Origin of the sequence: Streptomyces thermoalcalitolerans (genome assembly GCF_039525155.1) — a bacterium.
Lineage (GTDB): Bacteria > Actinomycetota > Actinomycetes > Streptomycetales > Streptomycetaceae > Streptomyces > Streptomyces thermovulgaris.
Window position 1 is genome coordinate 16,114 of the sequence record NZ_BAAAHG010000021.1, and the last position, 17,241, is coordinate 33,354.

The 17,241-nt window shown below is 70.3% G+C and carries 16 protein-coding genes; 11 read left to right on the forward strand and 5 right to left on the reverse strand.

The annotated features are described in order from the left end of the window. The first annotated feature begins 74 nt into the window (after window positions 1-74). The 5 genes from atpA (at window position 75) to ABD224_RS14550 (ending at window position 5,101) form a co-directional block, all read left to right on the forward strand. Complete coding sequence (gene atpA / locus ABD224_RS14530; protein ID WP_344049960.1) at window positions 75-1,664, forward strand: F0F1 ATP synthase subunit alpha; 1,590 nt, start codon at window positions 75-77, stop codon at window positions 1,662-1,664. 21 nt (window positions 1,665-1,685) lie between these two features. Then, window positions 1,686-2,600, forward strand: coding sequence for a F0F1 ATP synthase subunit gamma (locus ABD224_RS14535; protein WP_344049961.1), 915 nt, complete (start codon window positions 1,686-1,688; stop codon window positions 2,598-2,600). A 3-nt stretch (window positions 2,601-2,603) separates the two neighbouring features. Continuing rightward, window positions 2,604-4,040: a F0F1 ATP synthase subunit beta gene (gene atpD, locus ABD224_RS14540; protein ID WP_344049962.1), complete on the forward strand. Its 1,437-nt coding sequence runs from the start codon at window positions 2,604-2,606 to the stop codon at window positions 4,038-4,040. A gap of 109 nt (window positions 4,041-4,149) precedes the next feature. Further along, window positions 4,150-4,524 carry a F0F1 ATP synthase subunit epsilon gene (locus tag ABD224_RS14545; protein ID WP_344049963.1) on the forward strand — a complete coding sequence of 125 codons (375 nt, stop codon included), beginning with the start codon at window positions 4,150-4,152 and terminating at the stop codon, window positions 4,522-4,524. 130 nt (window positions 4,525-4,654) lie between these two features. Continuing rightward, window positions 4,655-5,101: a DUF2550 domain-containing protein gene (locus ABD224_RS14550; protein ID WP_067391252.1), complete on the forward strand. Its 447-nt coding sequence runs from the start codon at window positions 4,655-4,657 to the stop codon at window positions 5,099-5,101. Window positions 5,102-5,453: 352 nt separating this feature from the next. Here ABD224_RS14550 and ABD224_RS14555 read toward each other — a convergent pair whose 3' ends face one another. The 3 genes from ABD224_RS14555 to ABD224_RS14565 form a co-directional block, all read right to left on the reverse strand. Beyond that, window positions 5,454-7,277, reverse strand: coding sequence for a glycosyl hydrolase family 18 protein (locus ABD224_RS14555; protein ID WP_344049964.1), 1,824 nt, complete (start codon window positions 7,275-7,277; stop codon window positions 5,454-5,456). 178 nt (window positions 7,278-7,455) lie between these two features. Beyond that, a complete protein-coding gene (locus tag ABD224_RS14560; RefSeq protein ID WP_344049965.1) occupies window positions 7,456-8,112 on the reverse strand; it encodes a response regulator in 657 nt (218 codons plus the stop codon). Next, window positions 8,109-9,311, reverse strand: coding sequence for a sensor histidine kinase (locus ABD224_RS14565; RefSeq protein ID WP_344049966.1), 1,203 nt, complete (start codon window positions 9,309-9,311; stop codon window positions 8,109-8,111). Before ABD224_RS14565 ends, ABD224_RS14560 begins: the two co-directional genes overlap by 4 nt. Before the next feature lie 151 nt (window positions 9,312-9,462). Between ABD224_RS14565 and ABD224_RS14570 the strand changes: the two genes are divergently transcribed. Both ABD224_RS14570 and ABD224_RS14575 read left to right on the forward strand, forming a co-directional pair. After that, window positions 9,463-10,083, forward strand: a complete 621-nt coding sequence (locus ABD224_RS14570; protein ID WP_344049967.1) for a hypothetical protein — start codon at window positions 9,463-9,465, stop codon at window positions 10,081-10,083. Continuing rightward, window positions 10,080-10,262 (forward strand): DUF5708 family protein, encoded by a 183-nt coding sequence (locus ABD224_RS14575; RefSeq protein WP_344049968.1) that lies wholly within the window; start codon window positions 10,080-10,082, stop codon window positions 10,260-10,262. Before ABD224_RS14570 ends, ABD224_RS14575 begins: the two co-directional genes overlap by 4 nt. 3 nt (window positions 10,263-10,265) lie before the next feature. On the opposite strand, the gene ABD224_RS14580 is transcribed toward ABD224_RS14575, so the two are convergent. Further along, the gene (locus ABD224_RS14580; protein ID WP_344049969.1) at window positions 10,266-10,838 is read right to left on the reverse strand and encodes a cob(I)yrinic acid a,c-diamide adenosyltransferase; all 573 of its coding nucleotides are present in this window, start codon (window positions 10,836-10,838) and stop codon (window positions 10,266-10,268) included. 501 nt (window positions 10,839-11,339) lie between these two features. Between ABD224_RS14580 and ABD224_RS14585 the strand changes: the two genes are divergently transcribed. The 3 genes from ABD224_RS14585 (at window position 11,340) to ABD224_RS14595 (ending at window position 15,759) form a co-directional block, all read left to right on the forward strand. Then, window positions 11,340-12,188: a 3-hydroxyacyl-CoA dehydrogenase family protein gene (locus tag ABD224_RS14585; protein WP_344049970.1), complete on the forward strand. Its 849-nt coding sequence runs from the start codon at window positions 11,340-11,342 to the stop codon at window positions 12,186-12,188. A gap of 153 nt (window positions 12,189-12,341) precedes the next feature. Then, complete coding sequence (locus tag ABD224_RS14590) at window positions 12,342-12,662, forward strand: STAS domain-containing protein (protein WP_344049971.1); 321 nt, start codon at window positions 12,342-12,344, stop codon at window positions 12,660-12,662. Window positions 12,663-13,083: 421 nt separating this feature from the next. Next, window positions 13,084-15,759: a P-loop NTPase family protein gene (locus tag ABD224_RS14595; protein WP_344049972.1), complete on the forward strand. Its 2,676-nt coding sequence runs from the start codon at window positions 13,084-13,086 to the stop codon at window positions 15,757-15,759. 60 nt (window positions 15,760-15,819) lie between these two features. Here the strand turns inward: ABD224_RS14595 and nucS are convergent, their stop codons facing one another. Further along, on the reverse strand, window positions 15,820-16,491 hold the full coding sequence (gene nucS / locus ABD224_RS14600; RefSeq protein WP_344049973.1) for an endonuclease NucS: 672 nt from the start codon (window positions 16,489-16,491) through the stop codon (window positions 15,820-15,822). A 297-nt stretch (window positions 16,492-16,788) separates the two neighbouring features. Between nucS and ABD224_RS14605 the strand changes: the two genes are divergently transcribed. Continuing rightward, window positions 16,789-17,181, forward strand: a complete 393-nt coding sequence (locus ABD224_RS14605; protein ID WP_344049974.1) for an SCO5389 family protein — start codon at window positions 16,789-16,791, stop codon at window positions 17,179-17,181. The last annotated feature ends 60 nt before the right edge of the window (window positions 17,182-17,241 follow it).

The following is a 17,241-nucleotide window of genomic DNA, read 5'->3' on the forward strand; positions in this document are numbered from 1 at the left end:
TTGGGGGAGTCCCGACGCGTGGAATACCCCCCCAAGTGAAACTTCGGGCCCAACAAGGAGAGCAGGGAACCCAGATGGCGGAGCTCACGATCCGGCCGGAGGAGATCCGGGACGCACTGGAGAACTTCGTCCAGGCGTACAAGCCGGACGCGGCCTCGCGCGAGGAGGTCGGCACGGTCACCCTTGCCGGCGACGGCATCGCGAAGGTCGAGGGGCTGCCCTCGGCCATGGCCAACGAGCTGCTGGAGTTCGAGGACGGCACCCTCGGCCTCGCCCTCAACCTCGAGGAGCGCGAGATCGGTGCCATCGTCCTCGGTGAGTTCAGCGGCATCGAGGAGGGCCAGCCGGTGCGGCGCACCGGTGAGGTCTTGTCCGTCGCCGTGGGTGAGGGCTACCTCGGCCGTGTGGTGGACCCCCTCGGCAACCCGATCGACGGCCTCGGCGAGATCGAGACCGAGGGCCGCCGCGCCCTCGAACTGCAGGCCCCCACGGTCATGCAGCGCAAGTCGGTGCACGAGCCGATGGAGACCGGCTACAAGGCCGTCGACGCCATGACCCCGATCGGCCGCGGTCAGCGTCAGCTGATCATCGGCGACCGTGGTACCGGCAAGACCGCCCTCGCCGTCGACACGATCATCAACCAGCGCGACAACTGGCGTTCCGGCGACCCGAAGAAGCAGGTCCGCTGCATCTACGTCGCCATCGGCCAGAAGGGCTCCACCATCGCGGCGGTCCGCCGCGCGCTGGAGGAGAACGGCGCGCTGGAGTACACGACCATCGTCGCCGCCCCGGCGTCCGACCCGGCCGGCTTCAAGTACCTGGCGCCGTACACCGGCTCCGCCATCGGCCAGCACTGGATGTACCAGGGCAAGCACGTCCTGATCGTCTTCGACGACCTGTCCAAGCAGGCCGACGCCTACCGTGCCGTGTCGCTGCTGCTGCGCCGCCCGCCGGGGCGCGAGGCCTACCCGGGCGACGTCTTCTACCTGCACTCCCGCCTGCTGGAGCGCTGCGCCAAGCTGTCCGACGACATGGGCGCCGGTTCGATGACCGGTCTGCCGATCGTCGAGACCAAGGCCAACGACGTCTCGGCGTTCATCCCGACCAACGTCATCTCCATCACCGACGGCCAGTGCTTCCTGGAGTCGGACCTGTTCAACGCCGGTCAGCGTCCCGCGCTGAACGTCGGTATCTCCGTCTCCCGAGTCGGTGGTGCCGCCCAGCACAAGGCGATGAAGCAGGTCTCCGGCCGCCTTCGTGTGGACCTCGCCCAGTTCCGTGAGCTGGAGGCGTTCGCCGCCTTCGGCTCCGACCTGGACGCGGCCTCCAAGGCCCAGCTGGAGCGTGGTCAGCGCATGGTCGAGCTGCTGAAGCAGAACCAGTACGAGCCGATGGCCACCGAGGACCAGGTCGTCTCCATCTGGGCCGGCACCACCGGCAAGATGGACGACGTGCCGGTCGCCGACATCCGCCGCTTCGAGAAGGAGATGCTGGAGTACCTGCACCGCAAGGAGCAGGGCCTCATGACCTCCATCCGCGAGGGCGGCAAGATGTCCGACGACACGCTGCAGGCCATTGCCGAGGCGATCGCCGAGTTCAAGAAGCAGTTCGAGACGAGCGACGGCAAGCTCCTCGGCGAAGAAGCCTCGGCCGCCGCCAAGTGACGTAAGGAAGGGACCTGACTCATGGGAGCTCAGCTCCGGGTCTACAAGCGTCGCATCCGATCCGTCACCGCGACCAAGAAGATCACCAAGGCGATGGAGATGATCGCCGCCTCGCGTGTCGTCAAGGCGATGCGCAAGGTGTCGGCCTCCACTCCGTACGCCCAGGAACTGACCCGCGCGGTCACGGCGGTCGCCGGCGGGTCGGACGTCAAGCACCCGCTGACCACGGAGGCGGAGAACCCGACCCGTGCCGCGGTCCTGCTCCTCACGAGCGACCGCGGCCTGGCCGGGGCCTTCAACGCCAACGCCATCAAGGCGGCGGAGCAGCTGACCGCACGTCTCGAGAGCGAGGGCAAGCAGGTCGACACCTACATCGTCGGCCGGCGCGGTGTCTCCCACTACACCTTCCGTGAGCGCAAGATCGCGGAGTCGTGGACCGGCTTCACCGACGAGCCCTCGTACGCGGACGCCAAGACGGTGGCGGCCCCTCTGATCGAGGCCATCCAGAAGGACACCGCGGCCGGCGGTGTGGACGAACTCCACATCGTCTACACCGAGTTCGTCTCGATGATGACGCAGACGGCGGTTGACGCCCGGCTGCTGCCCCTGCGCCTGGAAGAGGTCTCGGACCAGACGGCGACCAAGGACCGGATCCTTCCGCTGTACGACTTCGAGCCCTCGGCGGAGGACGTCCTCGACGCGCTGCTGCCGCGCTACGTGGAGAGCCGTATCTACAACGCGCTGCTCCAGTCGGCCGCCTCCAAGCACGCCGCCACACGGCGTGCGATGAAGTCGGCCACCGACAACGCCGGCGAACTCATCGAGACCCTCACCCGGCTTGCCAACCAGGCCCGCCAGGCCGAAATCACCCAGGAAATCAGCGAGATCGTCGGTGGCGCCAGCGCCCTGGCCGACGCGACCGCGGGGAGTGACTGACACATGACCACCACTGTTGAGACGGCCACGGCGACGGGCCGCGTCGCGCGGGTCATCGGCCCGGTCGTCGACGTGGAATTCCCCGTCGACGCGATGCCGGACATCTACAACGCCCTCCACGTCGAGGTCCTGGACCCCGCCAAGAAGGGCGAGAAGAAGACACTGACCCTGGAGGTCGCCCAGCACCTGGGCGACGGCCTGGTCCGCGCGATCTCCATGCAGCCCACCGACGGCCTGGTCCGCCAGTCCCCGGTGACGGACACCGGTGCGCCGATCTCCGTCCCGGTCGGCGACTTCACCAAGGGCAAGGTGTTCAACACCCTCGGTGAGGTGCTGAACACCGACGCCGAGTACGACGGCGAGCGCTGGCCGATCCACCGCAAGGCGCCGAACTTCGACGAGCTCGAGTCGAAGACCGAGATGTTCGAGACCGGCATCAAGGTCATCGACCTGCTGACCCCGTACGTCAAGGGCGGCAAGATCGGTCTGTTCGGCGGCGCCGGCGTCGGCAAGACGGTGCTCATCCAGGAGATGATCTACCGTGTCGCCAACAACCACGACGGTGTGTCGGTGTTCGCCGGTGTCGGTGAGCGCACCCGTGAGGGCAACGACCTCATCCAGGAGATGACCGAGTCGGGCGTCATCGACAAGACCGCCCTGGTCTTCGGTCAGATGGACGAGCCCCCGGGCACCCGTCTGCGCGTCGCGCTGGCCGGCCTGACCATGGCCGAGTACTTCCGCGACGTCCAGAAGCAGGACGTGCTGTTCTTCATCGACAACATCTTCCGCTTCACCCAGGCCGGTTCCGAGGTCTCCACGCTGCTCGGCCGTATGCCCTCCGCGGTGGGCTACCAGCCGAACCTGGCCGACGAGATGGGTCTGCTCCAGGAGCGCATCACCTCGACCCGCGGTCACTCGATCACCTCGATGCAGGCGATCTACGTCCCCGCCGACGACCTGACCGACCCGGCCCCGGCCACCACCTTCGCCCACCTCGACGCGACGACGGTTCTGTCCCGTCCGATCTCCGAGAAGGGCATCTACCCGGCCGTGGACCCGCTGGACTCCACGTCCCGGATCCTGGACCCGCGCTACATCTCGCAGGACCACTACGACTGCGCCATGCGCGTCAAGGGGATCCTGCAGAAGTACAAGGACCTCCAGGACATCATCGCGATCCTCGGTATCGACGAGCTCGGCGAGGAGGACAAGCTCGTCGTCCACCGGGCCCGCCGTGTGGAGCGCTTCCTGTCCCAGAACACCCACGTGGCCAAGCAGTTCACCGGTGTGGACGGCTCGGACGTGCCGCTGGACGAGTCGATCGCCGCGTTCAACGCGATCTGCGACGGCGAGTTCGACCACTTCCCCGAGCAGGCGTTCTTCATGTGCGGTGGTCTTGAGGACCTGAAGAAGAACGCGAAGGAGCTGGGCGTCTCCTGAGCCATGTGCTCATCCGAGGGGGCGGGTGCGTCCCGCCCCCTCTCTCACGCCCCTTAGAATTGACCCCAACACCCGGCAGTCCCGCCGGGTGGTGACCCGAGGAGCCACCTTGGCTGCTGAGCTGCACGTCGCGCTGGTCGCGGCCGACCGAGAGGTCTGGTCCGGCGAGGCCACCCTGGTCGTCGCGCGCACCACCTCCGGCGACATCGGCATCATGCCTGGTCACCAGCCGCTGCTCGGTGTGCTGGAGTCGGGCCCGGTGACCATTCGTACCAGCGAGGGCGGGACGGTCGTCGCCGCGGTGCACGGCGGTTTCATCTCGTTCGCGGACAACAAGCTGTCGCTGCTGGCCGAGGTTGCCGAGCTGGCGGACGAGCTCGACGTCAAGCGCATCGAGCGGGAGCTGGAGCGCGCGAAGGCGGAGGGCGACGAAATTGCCGAGCGGCGCGCGGAGGTCCGGCTGCGCGCGGCGAAGGCGAGCTGAAGTCTGCCGGCCCTGTGATGACGTCACTCAGCCGCGGTCGGAACCGGAGCAATCCGGTACCGGCCGCGGCTGAGGTGAATATGGGTGTTCTTTCCGTTCCACTGCCGAGGAGACGAGGAGGTCGGTGCCGATGGTCCTCGCTCTGACTGTGTGCGGACTGGTGGTCCTGCTCGTGGTGGTGGGACTGTTCGTCTTCGGTCTGCGGCGCAGGCTGATCCAGCGCTCCGGCGGCACCTTCGACTGCAGTCTGCGCTGGGACGTACCGGAGAACCCCGACCCCGGCGGCAAGGGCTGGAGCTACGGCGTCGCCCGCTACAACGGTGACCGCGTCGAGTGGTTCCGTGTCTTCTCCTACGCCCCCCGCCCGCGCCGCACCCTGGAGCGTGCGTCCATCGAGGTGGCCGGCCGCCGTCTTCCCGAGGGCGAGGAGGAGCTCGCACTGCTCTCCGACGCGGTCGTCCTCACCTGTCTGCACCGCGGTGTCCGCCTGGAGCTCGCCATGAGCGAGGACGCCCTGACCGGCTTTCTGGCCTGGCTGGAGGCCGCACCGCCCGGCCAGCGGGTGAACGTCGCGTAGCGGCGTTCAGGGGCCCGCTGGGTGGGGGTCCCCCCGGCAGCGGAGCTGTTGGGGGAGGGTGAACGTCGCGTAGCGGCGTTCAGGGGCCCGCTGGGTGGGGGTCCCCCCGGCAGCGGAGCTGTTGGGGGAGGGTGAACGTCGCGTAGCGGCGTTCAGGGGCCCGCTGGGTGGGGGTCCCCCCGGCAGCGAAGCTGTTGGGGGAGGGTGAATGCGGCGTGGACGTGACATGGGCGTGAGATGGTGAACACTGCGGAAGGCTCCCCCGGACGGGGTCCGGGGGAGCCTTCCGCGGTTTCTCTGTGTTTTCCGCGCGTCCTTTCGTGCTTTCGTGCTCTTCGGACGCGGGCCGCTGTTACGACAGGCCGCTGTGGATGGCGCTGACCAGCTCACCGTTGCTGGTGTCGCCGCTGAACTCCCAGAAGAAGGCACCGCCCAGGCCCTGGGACTTGACCCAGTTCATCTTGGTGCCGATGGTGGCCGGGGTGTCGTAGGACCACCAGTTGGTGCCGCAGTGGGCGTAGGCCGTGCCGGCGATGGTGCCGGTGGCCGGGCAGGAGTTCTTCAGGACCTTGTAGTCCTCGACGCCCGCCTCATAGGTGCCGTTCGCCGGACCGGTGGCGGTGCCGCCCGGGGCGGCCTGGGTCACGCCGGTCCAGCCGCGGCCGTAGAAGCCGATGCCGAGCAGCAGCTTGTGCGCCGGAACGCCCTTGGCCTTGAGCTTGGCGATGGCGGAGGCCGAGTCGAAGCCCTGCTTCGGGATGCCGTTGTAGGAGGTCAGCGGCGAGTGGGGGGCGGTGGGGCCGGTCCTGTCCCAGGCGCCGAAGTAGTCGTACGTCATCACGTTGTACCAGTCGAGGTACTGGGCGGCGCCGCCGTAGTCGGCCGCGTCGATCTTGCCTCCGGCCGAGGCGTCCGCGGTGATCGCGGCGGTGACCAGGTAGTCCTCGCCGAACTCGGCGCGCAGGGCCTGCATGAGGTTCCTGAAGGCCGCCGGGCCGCTGGAGTCGCAGGTCAGACCGCAGGCGTTCGGGTACTCCCAGTCGATGTCGATGCCGTCGAAGACATCCGCCCAGCGCGGGTCCTCCACGACCTGCTTGCAGGACTTGGCGAACGCGGCCGGGTTCTGTGCGGCCTGGGCGAAGCCGCCGGAGTAGGTCCAGCCGCCGAAGGAGTACAGCACCTTGATGTGCGGGTACTTCGCCTTCAGCTGGCGCAGCTGGTTGAAGTTGCCGCGCAGCGGCTGGTCCCAGGTGTCGGCGGTGCCGCTGACGGACTGGTCGGCGGTGTAGGCCTTCTCGTAGGCGGCGAAGGTGTCGTCGACGGCGCACTGACCGTTCCTGACGTTGCCGAACCCGTAGTTGATGTGGGTGATCTTGGCCGCCGAGCCGGAGGTCACCAGGTTCTTGACGTGGTAGTTGCGGCCGTAGACGCCCCACTCGGTGAAGTAACCGAGCTTGATTTTGTCGCCGGGGAGCGGCGGTTCCTCGGAGCCGCCGGTGGTGCGGACCCGGACCGAGCCGCTGACCGGTCCGGTCTGGTCGGCGGTGTCACGGGCCTGGACGGCGTAGGAGTACTCGGTGCCCTTGGCGAGGCCGGTGTCCGTGTACGACGTGCCGGTCACGGTGGCGACCCGGACGCCGTCGCGCAGCACGTCGTAGTTCTTGATGCCCTTGTCGTCGGTCGCCGCGCTCCAGGACAGCCGCACCGAGGTGTCGGTGATGTCCGAGGCGGTCGGGGTGCCGGGCGCGGAGGGGGGCGCGTCGCCGGGGACGGAGGTGCCGTCGCAGCTGCCGCCGTTGATCTTGCAGCCGGAGGGGGAGCCGGAGCCGGTGCCGTTGAAGCCGAAGGAGACCGATGCCCCGGGGGCGAGGGTGCCGTTCCAGGCGGCGTTCCTGGCGATCCAGTGGTCGCCGGAGTTGGTGACCGTGGCGTCCCAGGCGGAGGTGACCTTGGTGCCGGAGGGGAAGTCCCACTCGAGGGTCCAGGAGTCGATGGTCGTGGTGCCGGTGTTCTTCACCGTCCACTTGCCCTCGAAACCGGATCCCCAGTCCTGGGTCTTGACATAGGTGGCGGTCACGGAGGTGGCGGCCTGGGCGGGGGTCGCGAGAGCGACGAGACCGGCCAGGGGGAGGGTCAGGGCCGCGAGCCCGGCCGCGACTCTATGGGTGAAGCGCATGCAGCGCCTCCTTATGTGGGGGTATGGGGTTGTGGGGATGGAGAGATGTGAAATGCCGGATTGCCGGAATCCCGGAATGCCGGGAAGGGGAGAGTTTGCTGTGGGCATGACCAGTCGGCATGCTCGCAGTGCCGCGAGAATAGAAAGGTCTGGACCATAGGTCAATAGGTCTGGACCACTATCCTTCGAGCTTCTCGATCCCCAACTCCCGCGCCAGCACTGCCGCTTGCACCCGGCTGCGCAGCCCCAGCTTCCCCAGCAGACGGCTGACGTGCGTCTTCACCGTGCCCTCCGCCATGTCGAGACGGTCCGCGATGCCGGCGTTGGACAGGCCCTCGCCGAGGCAGGACAGCACCTCGCGCTCGCGCCGGGTGAGGGAGTCCAGCACCGCCGGATCGGCCGTCGTCCGCCGGGCCGGCTGCGCGGCGAACTCGGCGATCAGCCGCCGGGTGACGGCCGGGGCGACGATCCCCTCCCCGCGGGCCACCGTGCGCACGGCCTCGACGAGGTCCTTCGCCTCCGTGTTCTTCAGCAGGAACCCCGCGGCCCCTGCCCTGAGCGCCCCGAAGACGTACTCGTCCAGGTCGAAGGTGGTCAGCACCAGCACATCGGCGAGCTGCTCCTCGACCACCTGCCGGGTCGCCGACACCCCGTCCAGACGGGGCATCTGCACATCCATCAGCACCAGGTCGGGGCGCAGTTCGCGGGCGAGCGCCACCGCCTGCTCGCCGTCCGCCGCCTCGCCGACCACCTCGATGCCGGGCGCGCTGCGCAGAATGAGGACCAGCCCGGCGCGGACGGCGGACTGGTCCTCGGCCACCAGGACGCGGATCATCGGGTCTCTCCTTGTGCGACATCGGTGAGGGGGAGGCGGGCGCGGACGACCCAGAGCGTGCCGTCCGCGGGGTCCGGGGCGTCCTCGGGGCCCGCGCCGAAGGTGCCGTGCAGCAGGGCGACCCGCTCCCGCATCCCGACCAGACCGGCCCCGGAACCCGGGACGCGAGGGGCGTCCCGGCCGCCGCAGGGGCTGCTCACCCGGAGTTCGAGGCTGTCGTCCCGCTCGCGCAGCCACACCGTGACCCTTCCCGGTGCGGCATGCTTCAGCGCGTTCGTCAGCGACTCCTGCACGATCCGGTAGGCGGCGAGCTCGACCGGTGCGGGCACGGAGTCGTACACGGCGTCGAGGGTGACGTCCAGGCCGTTGGCGCGGGCGTTCCGCACCAGGGTGCCGAGGCCGTCGAGGGTCGGGGTGGCCGCCGGTTCCCGGTCGCCGGACCCCTCCCGCAGAATGCCGATCAGACGGCGCATCTCGGACAGTCCCTGGACGCTGTTCTCCCGGATCACGGTGAGCGCCTCCTTGGAGGTCCCGGGGTCGTCCAGGGAGAGCGCGGCCGTGGAGTGGATGGCGATGGCGGAGAGGTGATTGGCCACCAGGTCGTGCAACTCCCGTGCCATCCGGGCCCGTTCCGCGGTCACCGCCTGGGTGCGGTCCATCTCCGCGAGCAGCGCGGTCTGCTCGGCCCGCAGACGGGCGGCCTCGGCGGCGTCGCGGTGGTTGCGCACGATCAGACCGGTCGACGCGGGCGTGAACGCGAGGGCGCCGACGGCCACCCCGATCAGCAGCGCCTCGGGCATCCGCCACACGGCGTACGGCACCAGCGCGCCGGCGATGCTGAGCAGCCCGGTGAACCGCGGGAGGAAACGGGCGGTGCCGGGCGGGCCGTACAGAACGGCGGCGTACATCAGGTCGGTGTACATCGCGATCACGGCGATGCTGCCCTGGGTCAGGGTGTCCGCCGCCAGCGCCAGGGTGCCGACGAGCAGCGCGGTGCGCGGGGCGGAGCGGCGCAGCAGCTCGCAGCCGGCCGTCACGAGGAGCGGCAGCAGGGGGAACCAGCGGTTTTCGAGGAGCACGGTCGGCTCGTCGGCCGGCCGGACACCGAGACCGAGGCCCCACAGCAGCAGTCCGCCGAGGAGCCCGGCGAGCGCGGCCCATGCGTCGACATGGTGCGGTCGGGGCAGTCGTAGCACCATGACACCATCCAACACGGCGCGCGCACCCGGTGCCTGACCCCTGGGAAGGGTCCCGGACTGCAACTTTCGATTACCACGAGTTCGTCGGCGGCGACGACGCGACGGGCCGGTCCGCACGGGAGCCTGGAAGGGTGACCGAGAGGAGCGAACCGTGATCGTCGCCCTGATCGCCGCCTGCGAGATCGGCTTCTGGGTGCTGCTGGCACTGGGCCTGACCGCCCGCTATCTCCTGAAGTGGCGCCGCACCGGCCTGGCCCTGCTGCTGTGCGAGCCGCTGCTGGAGGTCGTCCTGCTGGTCGTCACCGCGATCGATCTGAGGAACGGCGCCCAGCCGGACTGGACGCACGGTCTGGCCGCGCTCTACATCGGCTGCACCGTCGGCCACGGCCACCGCACGGTGAAGTGGCTCGACGGCCACGCCGCCCATCGGCTGGGCGGTGCTCCGAAGCCCCCGGGGCCGCCGCGCCACGGCCTGGCCCGCGCCCGGCACGAGACCAGGGTGTGGCTGGGGACGCTGCTGGGCGCCGTCGTGGCGACCGTGCTGCTCCAGCTCGCCATCCGGTACGTCGGCGACGCGAGCCGCACCACCTCCCTGGAGGCCTGGCGCCACATCGCCTGGCGCGCCGCGGTGATCCACGGGCTGGTGACCCTGGCCTACTGGATCTGGCCGAAGAAGGCCCCGGCGGGGGAGCCGGAGGCCGGGCGCGCGGCCCGCGCGGAGGGCATCACGCGCGGGGAGCACGTGATGCGCACGGAGCGTGCGACCCGATGACCGAGGCGCACAGGAATCTTCTCGCGGGGGCCGTCACGCTGATGGTGGGCCTGGGACTGTGGCGGTTCGCCGGGGGAGTGGAGCTGCCGGTGGTCGATCTTTCCAAGGTGGGGGTGGTGCTGATGTACGTCGGCGGCGCCGAGGTCCTGCTGGGCCTGTACCGGACGGTGCGGAGGTAGGACTCAGCGCTCCCCGCCCGGCACCCACAGCACGTCGCCGTTCTCCTTGTTCGCGGTGCGGGCCAGGATGAACAGCAGGTCGGACAGGCGGTTGAGGTAGGTGGCCGTCAGCGGGTTCATCGTCTCGCCGTGCACCTCCAGGGCGGCCCACGTCGACCGCTCGGCGCGGCGGACCACCGTGCAGGCCTGGTGGAGCAGGGCCGCGCCCGGAGTGCCGCCGGGAAGGATGAAGGAGCGGAGCTTGTCCAGCCCGGCGTTGAAGCGGTCGCAGTCCGCCTCCAGGCGGTCGATGTAGAACTGCTCGACCCGCAGCGGCGGGACCTCAGGGTTCTCCACCACCGGCGTGGACAGGTCCGCGCCCACGTCGAACAGGTCGTTCTGCACGCGGGTGAGGACCTTGACGATCTCCTCGTCGAGACCACCCAGGGCGATCGCCGTGCCGATCACCGCGTTCGCCTCGTTGGCATCCGCGTACGCGGCGATCCGCAGATCCGTCTTGGCGACCCGGCTCATGTCCCCGAGGGCGGTGGTCCCCTTGTCCCCGGTCCTGGTGTAGATGCGCGTCAGATTGACCATGCGGCCAATCTAGATGCTTCCCCGGCGAATGCCGCCATCGTCTCCGTGTTCTTTCTTCGTACGCGCGTCCTGGTGCGGGAGACCCCCTCGGGGAGGAGACGGCCGGGAAGGAGGGGACGGAGGAGGCGGCGGGGAGGGGAGGCCGCCGGCCCGTGCGGCGCTGACCGGGGCGGATCCGCGAGGAAACCGGAAGAAGCCCGCGAGAAGCCCGGGAGAGGTCCAGGAGAAGCCGAGAGGAATCCGGGGGGAAACCCGGGAGAAATCCGGGAGAAAACAGAGAAATCGGTGCCCGGTCACCACGGCCGGACTCCCCTCCGGCCCGGCCGCCGGGAAGATCATCAAGTCCGTCATGGGGGACGTGACGGGTGTCTCACCTCCTGAGACAGTGACACGCATTACTTACGGTCCTCAAGGAGGCGTGCGAGCGCTAGTGTCCGCCCTGGAGTCATTCATGAGCCGCGAGTAAGCGCTCGCGCCGTCGTCATCCCAGGGGAGTCGTCAGTGGCACGGAAGCTTGCCGTCATCGGGGCCGGTCTCATGGGGTCGGGGATTGCCCAGGTCTCCGCGCAGGCGGGCTGGGACGTCGTTCTGCAGGACGTCACCGACGAGGCACTGAAGCGTGGCACCGACGGCATCAGGGCCTCGTACGACAAGTTCGTCGCCAAGGGCAAGATGGAGGCGCAGGAGGCCGACGCCGCCCTCGCCCGGATCACGACCACCACCGACCTGGACGCCGCCGCCGACGCGGACGTCGTGGTCGAGGCCGTCTTCGAGAAGCTCGAGATCAAGCACGAGGTCTTCCGCACGCTCGACAAGCTCGTGCGCGAGGACACCGTGCTCGCCTCCAACACCTCCGCCATCCCGATCACCAAGATCGCGGCCGTGACGGAGCGTCCGGAGCGGGTCGTCGGTGTGCACTTCTTCTCGCCGGTGCCGATGATGCAGCTCGTCGAACTCGTCCGCGGCTACAAGACGAGCGATCACACGCTCGCCGCCGCACGGGAGTTCGCCGAGTCGGTCGGCAAGACCTGCATCGTCGTCAACCGGGACGTGGCCGGTTTTGTGACCACCCGTCTGATCTCCGCCCTGGTCGTGGAGGCGACCAAGCTGTACGAGTCGGGCGTCGCCAGCGCCGAGGACATCGACCTCGCCTGCAAGCTGGGCTTCGGTCACGCCATGGGTCCGCTGGCCACCGCCGACCTGACCGGTGTCGACATCCTGCTGCACGCCACCAGCAACATCTACACCGAGACCCAGGACGAGAAGTTCGCTCCGCCGGAGCTGATGCGCCGGATGGTTGATGCCGGTGACATCGGGCGCAAGAGCGGGCAGGGCTTTTACACGTACTGACACCGCACCAGGGCCCCCGAGGCTCTGGGTTCACCCGGCAGGGTGAATTCGGTATCGGTTTGCTTACAGCTGGCAACCAGACTGTCGCAGAAACAGTCAGAGGGTGCACAGCCACTGTCAACGGAGTACGCCGCCGCATTCTCGGGAGTGCATATGTTCATCAGGGGCGACCACGCCGAGCTGGTCGTCGGGGGCCGCCTCGATGTCCGCAGCGCGGCGGACGCCCGTACGGTCCTGCACGCGGCCGTCGACAACGGCGTCGGTGACCTGGTGCTCGACCTGTCCGAGCTCGACTCCTGGGATGCCACCGGACTCGGTGTGATCATGGGTGCCCACCGGCGGGCCGGCCGCTGCGGGCGGCGGCTGGTGCTGCGCGGCGTACCGCCGCAGATGCAGCGCCTGCTGGTGGCCACCCGGCTGCACCGCATCCTCGCCATCGAGGGCGGCATCGGACTCGAGTCCCTCCGCGTCTGAAGGAGTGTCATCCAGGCCGGGCTCGTCGGACGAGAGCCCTGCCGCCCTCCTGAGCCGAGCGCTTCCTCCCCCTGCCCGAAGGACGTGCGGGACGTCCCGCGCCGGGCCCCGCCCCCGGGTCCGGCCGGGACCGTACGAAAGGCTCCGGCCGGGCCATGGGCGTGCGCGGGGAAGCCGGCCCCTCGGGAAGCCGGACGCACACCGTCGAACCGTACGTCAGGCGTAATTCTCGCGAGACCTGACGTCTCGGACGGCTCGGTACCCTGGGCTGTCGGAGATACTGTGCGAAGGTTTAGGGTGCGGTCGCCCGCTGCCCAGAAACCCTCGAGCGGGCCCGGACCGGAGGCGACAGCGCGGTAGCGGCAAGGCCGGGAGGGGCCGGCCACGGTCGGCACACGACGCTTTTGGGGGCTTGGAACCTATGGACCCGACCATCCGGGAACCCGAGGACATGGGCCACGACAGCGACGGCCAGACGCCGCGTCAGCGCCCGTCCAGGGAACCCCTCGCATCCGACTTCACGTCGCAGACGCCCGCACCGGCCCGCACGGCACGGATCGTCACGGGCGAGTTCCTGCTGACCGTCAACCCCGTCGACGGCAGCGAGATCGAAGCCCTCCCGCCCGGGGACGTCCGCCCGCTCGAAGGCCCCGGAGGAAAACCCCTCGCGCGGCCGCGGAAGCACACCGAGGAAGAGCGTGCCGAGAGGGAAGCCGCGGCCGAGCCGCCCCACCCGCCGGGCCTGGCCCCGTCCGCACAGCCGCTGCTGGAGCGCCAGGACGAGCGCGAGCAGCTGGTACGGCTGCTCGCCCGCGGCTGCTCCGTACGCCTGACCGGGCCGCGCGGCTCCGGCCGCACCAGCCTGCTGGACCTCGTCGCCGACGACTGCACGGACCTCGCCCCCGACGGCGTCGTCCGCCTCTCCGGCTTCCGCCGCAGCGCGAGCGACCTGCTGTACGACCTCTTCCACGCCGTCTACCACGCGCCCGGGTACCGGCCCGACGAGGACGAACTGCGCGCCTACGTCCGCGAGATCGGCGCGATCGTCGTCGTGGACGACATCGAGTTCGGCGGCAGCGCGCTGGACGAACTGCTGGAGGCCACCCCCGAGTGCGCCTTCCTGATCAGCGCCACACCGGACGTGCCCGCGCCGTCCGCCGAGGCCGACTTCCAGGAGGTCCTCCTCAGCGGCCTGGACCGGGCCGGCGGAGTGGAGCTCATCGAGCGGGGCGTGGGCCGGGCACTCACCGAGGCGGAGACCACCTGGGCCGGCGACCTCTGGTTCGAGTCCGAGGGCCTGCCGCTGCGCTTCGTCCAGGCCGGTGCCCTGCTCAGCCAGCACGACCGGCTGCGGGCCAGCACCAGCGCGGTCGACGAGTTCGGTGTCTTCGAGGACGCGCCCCCCTCGGACGTCCCCCTCGACGGGGGCGCCGGTGACGACGTACCCCTGCCGTCGCTCGGCGAGGCCGCCGCGCCCGCGCCGCTGCTCGCCTCCCGGCTGAGCGCGTCCGCGCGGGACACCCTGCGGTTCGCCGTCGCGCTCGGCGGCGAGGTGCCCCACCAGGCGCATCTGCCCGCGCTGGTCGGCGACACCCACGCCGACGCCGCGCTGGGCGAACTGCTGAGCTGCGGACTGGTCTCCCCGGTCGGCTCCCGCTACCGGCTCGCCGCCGGGGTGCTGACCCAGCTGGAGGCCGCCGGCTACGGCGAGGGCGCCGCGGACCGGGTCCTCACCGCCGCCCGGCACTACACCTGGTGGGCCGGACATCCCTCGGTCAGCTCCGAGCGGGTGTGCGCCGAGGCGGACGCCGTGCTCGCCGTGCTGGCGATGCTGGTGCCGGAGACCAGGCCGGCGGACGCGGAGGAGGCGAGCCCTGCCGTCCGGCTCGCCCGCACGGCCGCGCCCGCGTTCGCCGCGGGGCTCGCCTGGAGCGCCTGGGAGCGGACGCTGCGATTCGGCGCCGAGGCCTCCCGGCTCGCCGGAAACGTCGCCGAACAGGCCTACTTCCACCACGAGTTGGGCATCCTCGCGCTCTGCGGCGGCCGGCTGGACCGGGCCCGCGCCGAGCTGGAGGCCTCCATCGGGCTGCGCGGTGCGCTCGCCGACAAGCGCGGCACCGTCGCCGGGCGCCGTGCCCTCGCCCTGGTCGCCGACCGCTCCGGTACGGCACCGGTCGACATGGGCCTGGCGGCCCTCGGGGCGACCGTGGGGGAGGAGGTGCCGGACGCCCGCACCGAGGAGTCGGCGTCCCCGCCGGGCGAGATCACCGTGCCCCTCCCGGCGCTCCAGCCGCCCGGTGCCGCCCCCGCCACGCCCCCGGGCCCGGCGGGCGGCCCGGCCAGGCACCGTGTCGGTTTCAAGGGCCTGGCCCGGCGCAACCTCGTGGCGGCCGGCGCCGGCACCCTCCTCGCCGCCGGCCTCGGCACGGTGGTGACCCTCGGCGCCACCTCCCACAACGACGCCAACACCCCCGCCGACAAGGTCAAGGTCAACCCGTCCGCCGGCCAGGACACGGACGACGGCACCCTGGACGCCGACGCCCCGGCCCGGGGCGACACCGGAACGGCGACCAGCCGCCCGGCCGGCTCGGGTCCGGGCGGCACCCGCGAGGCGTCCGGCGATCCGACGGCACCGGGGGACGCCGAGCCGTCGGAGAGCGCCAGGCCGTCCGGCACGGGCGAGTCCCCGGGATCCCCGTCCACGTCGCCCGGGACGCCGGGGGAGTCCGGTTCGTCGACCGGCGGCACGAGCGGCGGGAGCAGCGGTGGCTCCACGGGCGGTTCTCCCGGGGGGAGCACCGGAGGCTCTTCCGGCGGTTCCCCCAGCGGGGGCACCGGGGCCCCCACGGGCGGTGCCAGTGGAGAGCCCTCGGGCGGTACCAGCGGGGAGCCCTCGGGTGGCGCCAGTGGAGAGCCCTCGGGCGGTACCAGCGGGGAGCCCACGGGCGGGACGACCGGCGAGACGACGGGAGGCTCCTCGCCGTCGTCCAGCGCCTCGGCGAGCGCCCCGGTCGAGTCCAGCAGTCCGGCGAGCGCCCCGGCGGACGGCGGCACGAGCGCACCGGGCGGCACCGGCAGCCCCGACATGGTGATCTGAGATCCGACAAGTTCTTGCCGCAGCGGCGTCCGGCCGCTGCGGCAAGAACCGTCAAGTGCCTCAGAACAGGCGCAGCTTGTCGTCCTCGATGCCCCGCAGCGCGTCGTAGTCCAGGATGTGACAGCTGATGCCGCGGTCGGTGGCGAGGACGCGGGCCTGGGGCTTGATCTCCTGAGCGGCGAAGATGCCCCTCACCGGGGCGAGATGGGGATCGCGGTTCAGCAGTTCCAGGTAGCGGGTGAGCTGCTCCACGCCGTCGATCTCACCGCGCCGCTTGATCTCGACCGCGACCGTCTGCCCGTTGCCGTCCCGGCACAGGATGTCCACCGGGCCGATGGCCGTCATGTACTCGCGGCGGATCAGCGTGAAGCCCTCGCCGAGGGTCTCGATCCGGTCGGCGAGCAGTTCCTGGAGGTGTGCTTCCACGCCGTCCTTGATCAGCCCCGGATCCACGCCGAGTTCGTGCGTGGAGTCGTGGAGGATCTCCTCCATGGTGATGATCAGTTTCTCGCCTGCTTTGTTGACGACCGTCCAGACGCCCGCCTGATCGCCTGTGCCCTCCTTCAGCGTGCACGGCGGTGACATCCAGTTCAGCGGCTTGTAGGCGCGGTCGTCGGCGTGGATCGAGACGCTGCCGTCCGCCTTGATCAGGATCAGACGGGGGGCTGGCGGCAGATGGGCGGTGAGCCGGCCCACGTAGTCGACGGAGCATCGGGCAATGACGAGACGCATGGTCGGCAACGCTACTCGACGCACGGCGGTGCGCGCGATTCGGTGAGGGACCCGCTGCCGGCGGCCGGCCGCGCCCCTGCGGACCGTCCCGTTTTTCCCTTGATAACCCGTGTTCACTCGTGGCCGATTGTGTGCCCAACTCGACCGGCGTGTATGCGCATTCTCCTAGTGAGCCCTCGTTCTTGTGCCTACCGTAGTGAACGGGAGGTCGTGATCTGTGTACTTACCGTGTTCGGTATCGCGAGCCCCCATACCTGTCAGGCAACCCCTGCTGTTTGGGGTGCGAGAGGAGAACTCATGTCGCTCGACGTCTCACCGGCCCTCCTCGAACAGGCCGAGCGAGGCGAGGTCGATGAAGCCGCTTTCGTCGACTGCGTCCGGACCTCCCTGCCCTACGCATGGGAGATGATCAGTTCTCTGGTGGAGCGGCTGAAGGAGGAAGGCGGCCCGTTCGCCGACAACCAGACGCCCCCGCCGGACGAGCGGGCCCGCGGACAGCTGCTGCGCGTGCTGGCGAGTGACGCCATACGCGGTGCACTGCAGCGGCACTTCGGTGTGCGGCTGGCCTTCCAGAACTGCCACCGGGTGGCGGTGTTCCCGCAGGACCCCTCGGTCGACGAGACGCTCGCCCAGTTCACCTCGGTGCGCAGCCAGGTGCTCAACCAGTCCCCGGAGCTGCGGGACTGCTGACGCCGTGAGCCATGTGCTTGCCGCTCCGTCCGCGGGACGTGCACGGCGCGCAGGGGCGGC

Bases quoted from the DNA above. Each gene is read 5' to 3' on its own strand.
- atpA (WP_344049960.1), top strand. From the start codon at position 75: ATGGCGGAGCTCACGATCCGGCCGGAGGAGATCCGGGACGCACTGGAG.
- ABD224_RS14535 (WP_344049961.1), top strand. From the start codon at position 1,686: ATGGGAGCTCAGCTCCGGGTCTACAAGCGTCGCATCCGATCCGTCACC.
- atpD (WP_344049962.1), top strand. From the start codon at position 2,604: ATGACCACCACTGTTGAGACGGCCACGGCGACGGGCCGCGTCGCGCGG.
- ABD224_RS14550 (WP_067391252.1), top strand. From the start codon at position 4,655: ATGGTCCTCGCTCTGACTGTGTGCGGACTGGTGGTCCTGCTCGTGGTG.
- ABD224_RS14555 (WP_344049964.1), bottom strand. From the start codon at position 7,277: ATGCGCTTCACCCATAGAGTCGCGGCCGGGCTCGCGGCCCTGACCCTC.
- ABD224_RS14560 (WP_344049965.1), bottom strand. From the start codon at position 8,112: ATGATCCGCGTCCTGGTGGCCGAGGACCAGTCCGCCGTCCGCGCCGGG.
- ABD224_RS14565 (WP_344049966.1), bottom strand. From the start codon at position 9,311: ATGGTGCTACGACTGCCCCGACCGCACCATGTCGACGCATGGGCCGCG.
- ABD224_RS14575 (WP_344049968.1), top strand. From the start codon at position 10,080: ATGACCGAGGCGCACAGGAATCTTCTCGCGGGGGCCGTCACGCTGATG.
- ABD224_RS14580 (WP_344049969.1), bottom strand. From the start codon at position 10,838: ATGGTCAATCTGACGCGCATCTACACCAGGACCGGGGACAAGGGGACC.
- ABD224_RS14590 (WP_344049971.1), top strand. From the start codon at position 12,342: ATGTTCATCAGGGGCGACCACGCCGAGCTGGTCGTCGGGGGCCGCCTC.
- ABD224_RS14595 (WP_344049972.1), top strand. From the start codon at position 13,084: ATGGACCCGACCATCCGGGAACCCGAGGACATGGGCCACGACAGCGAC.
- nucS (WP_344049973.1), bottom strand. From the start codon at position 16,491: ATGCGTCTCGTCATTGCCCGATGCTCCGTCGACTACGTGGGCCGGCTC.
- ABD224_RS14605 (WP_344049974.1), top strand. From the start codon at position 16,789: ATGTCGCTCGACGTCTCACCGGCCCTCCTCGAACAGGCCGAGCGAGGC.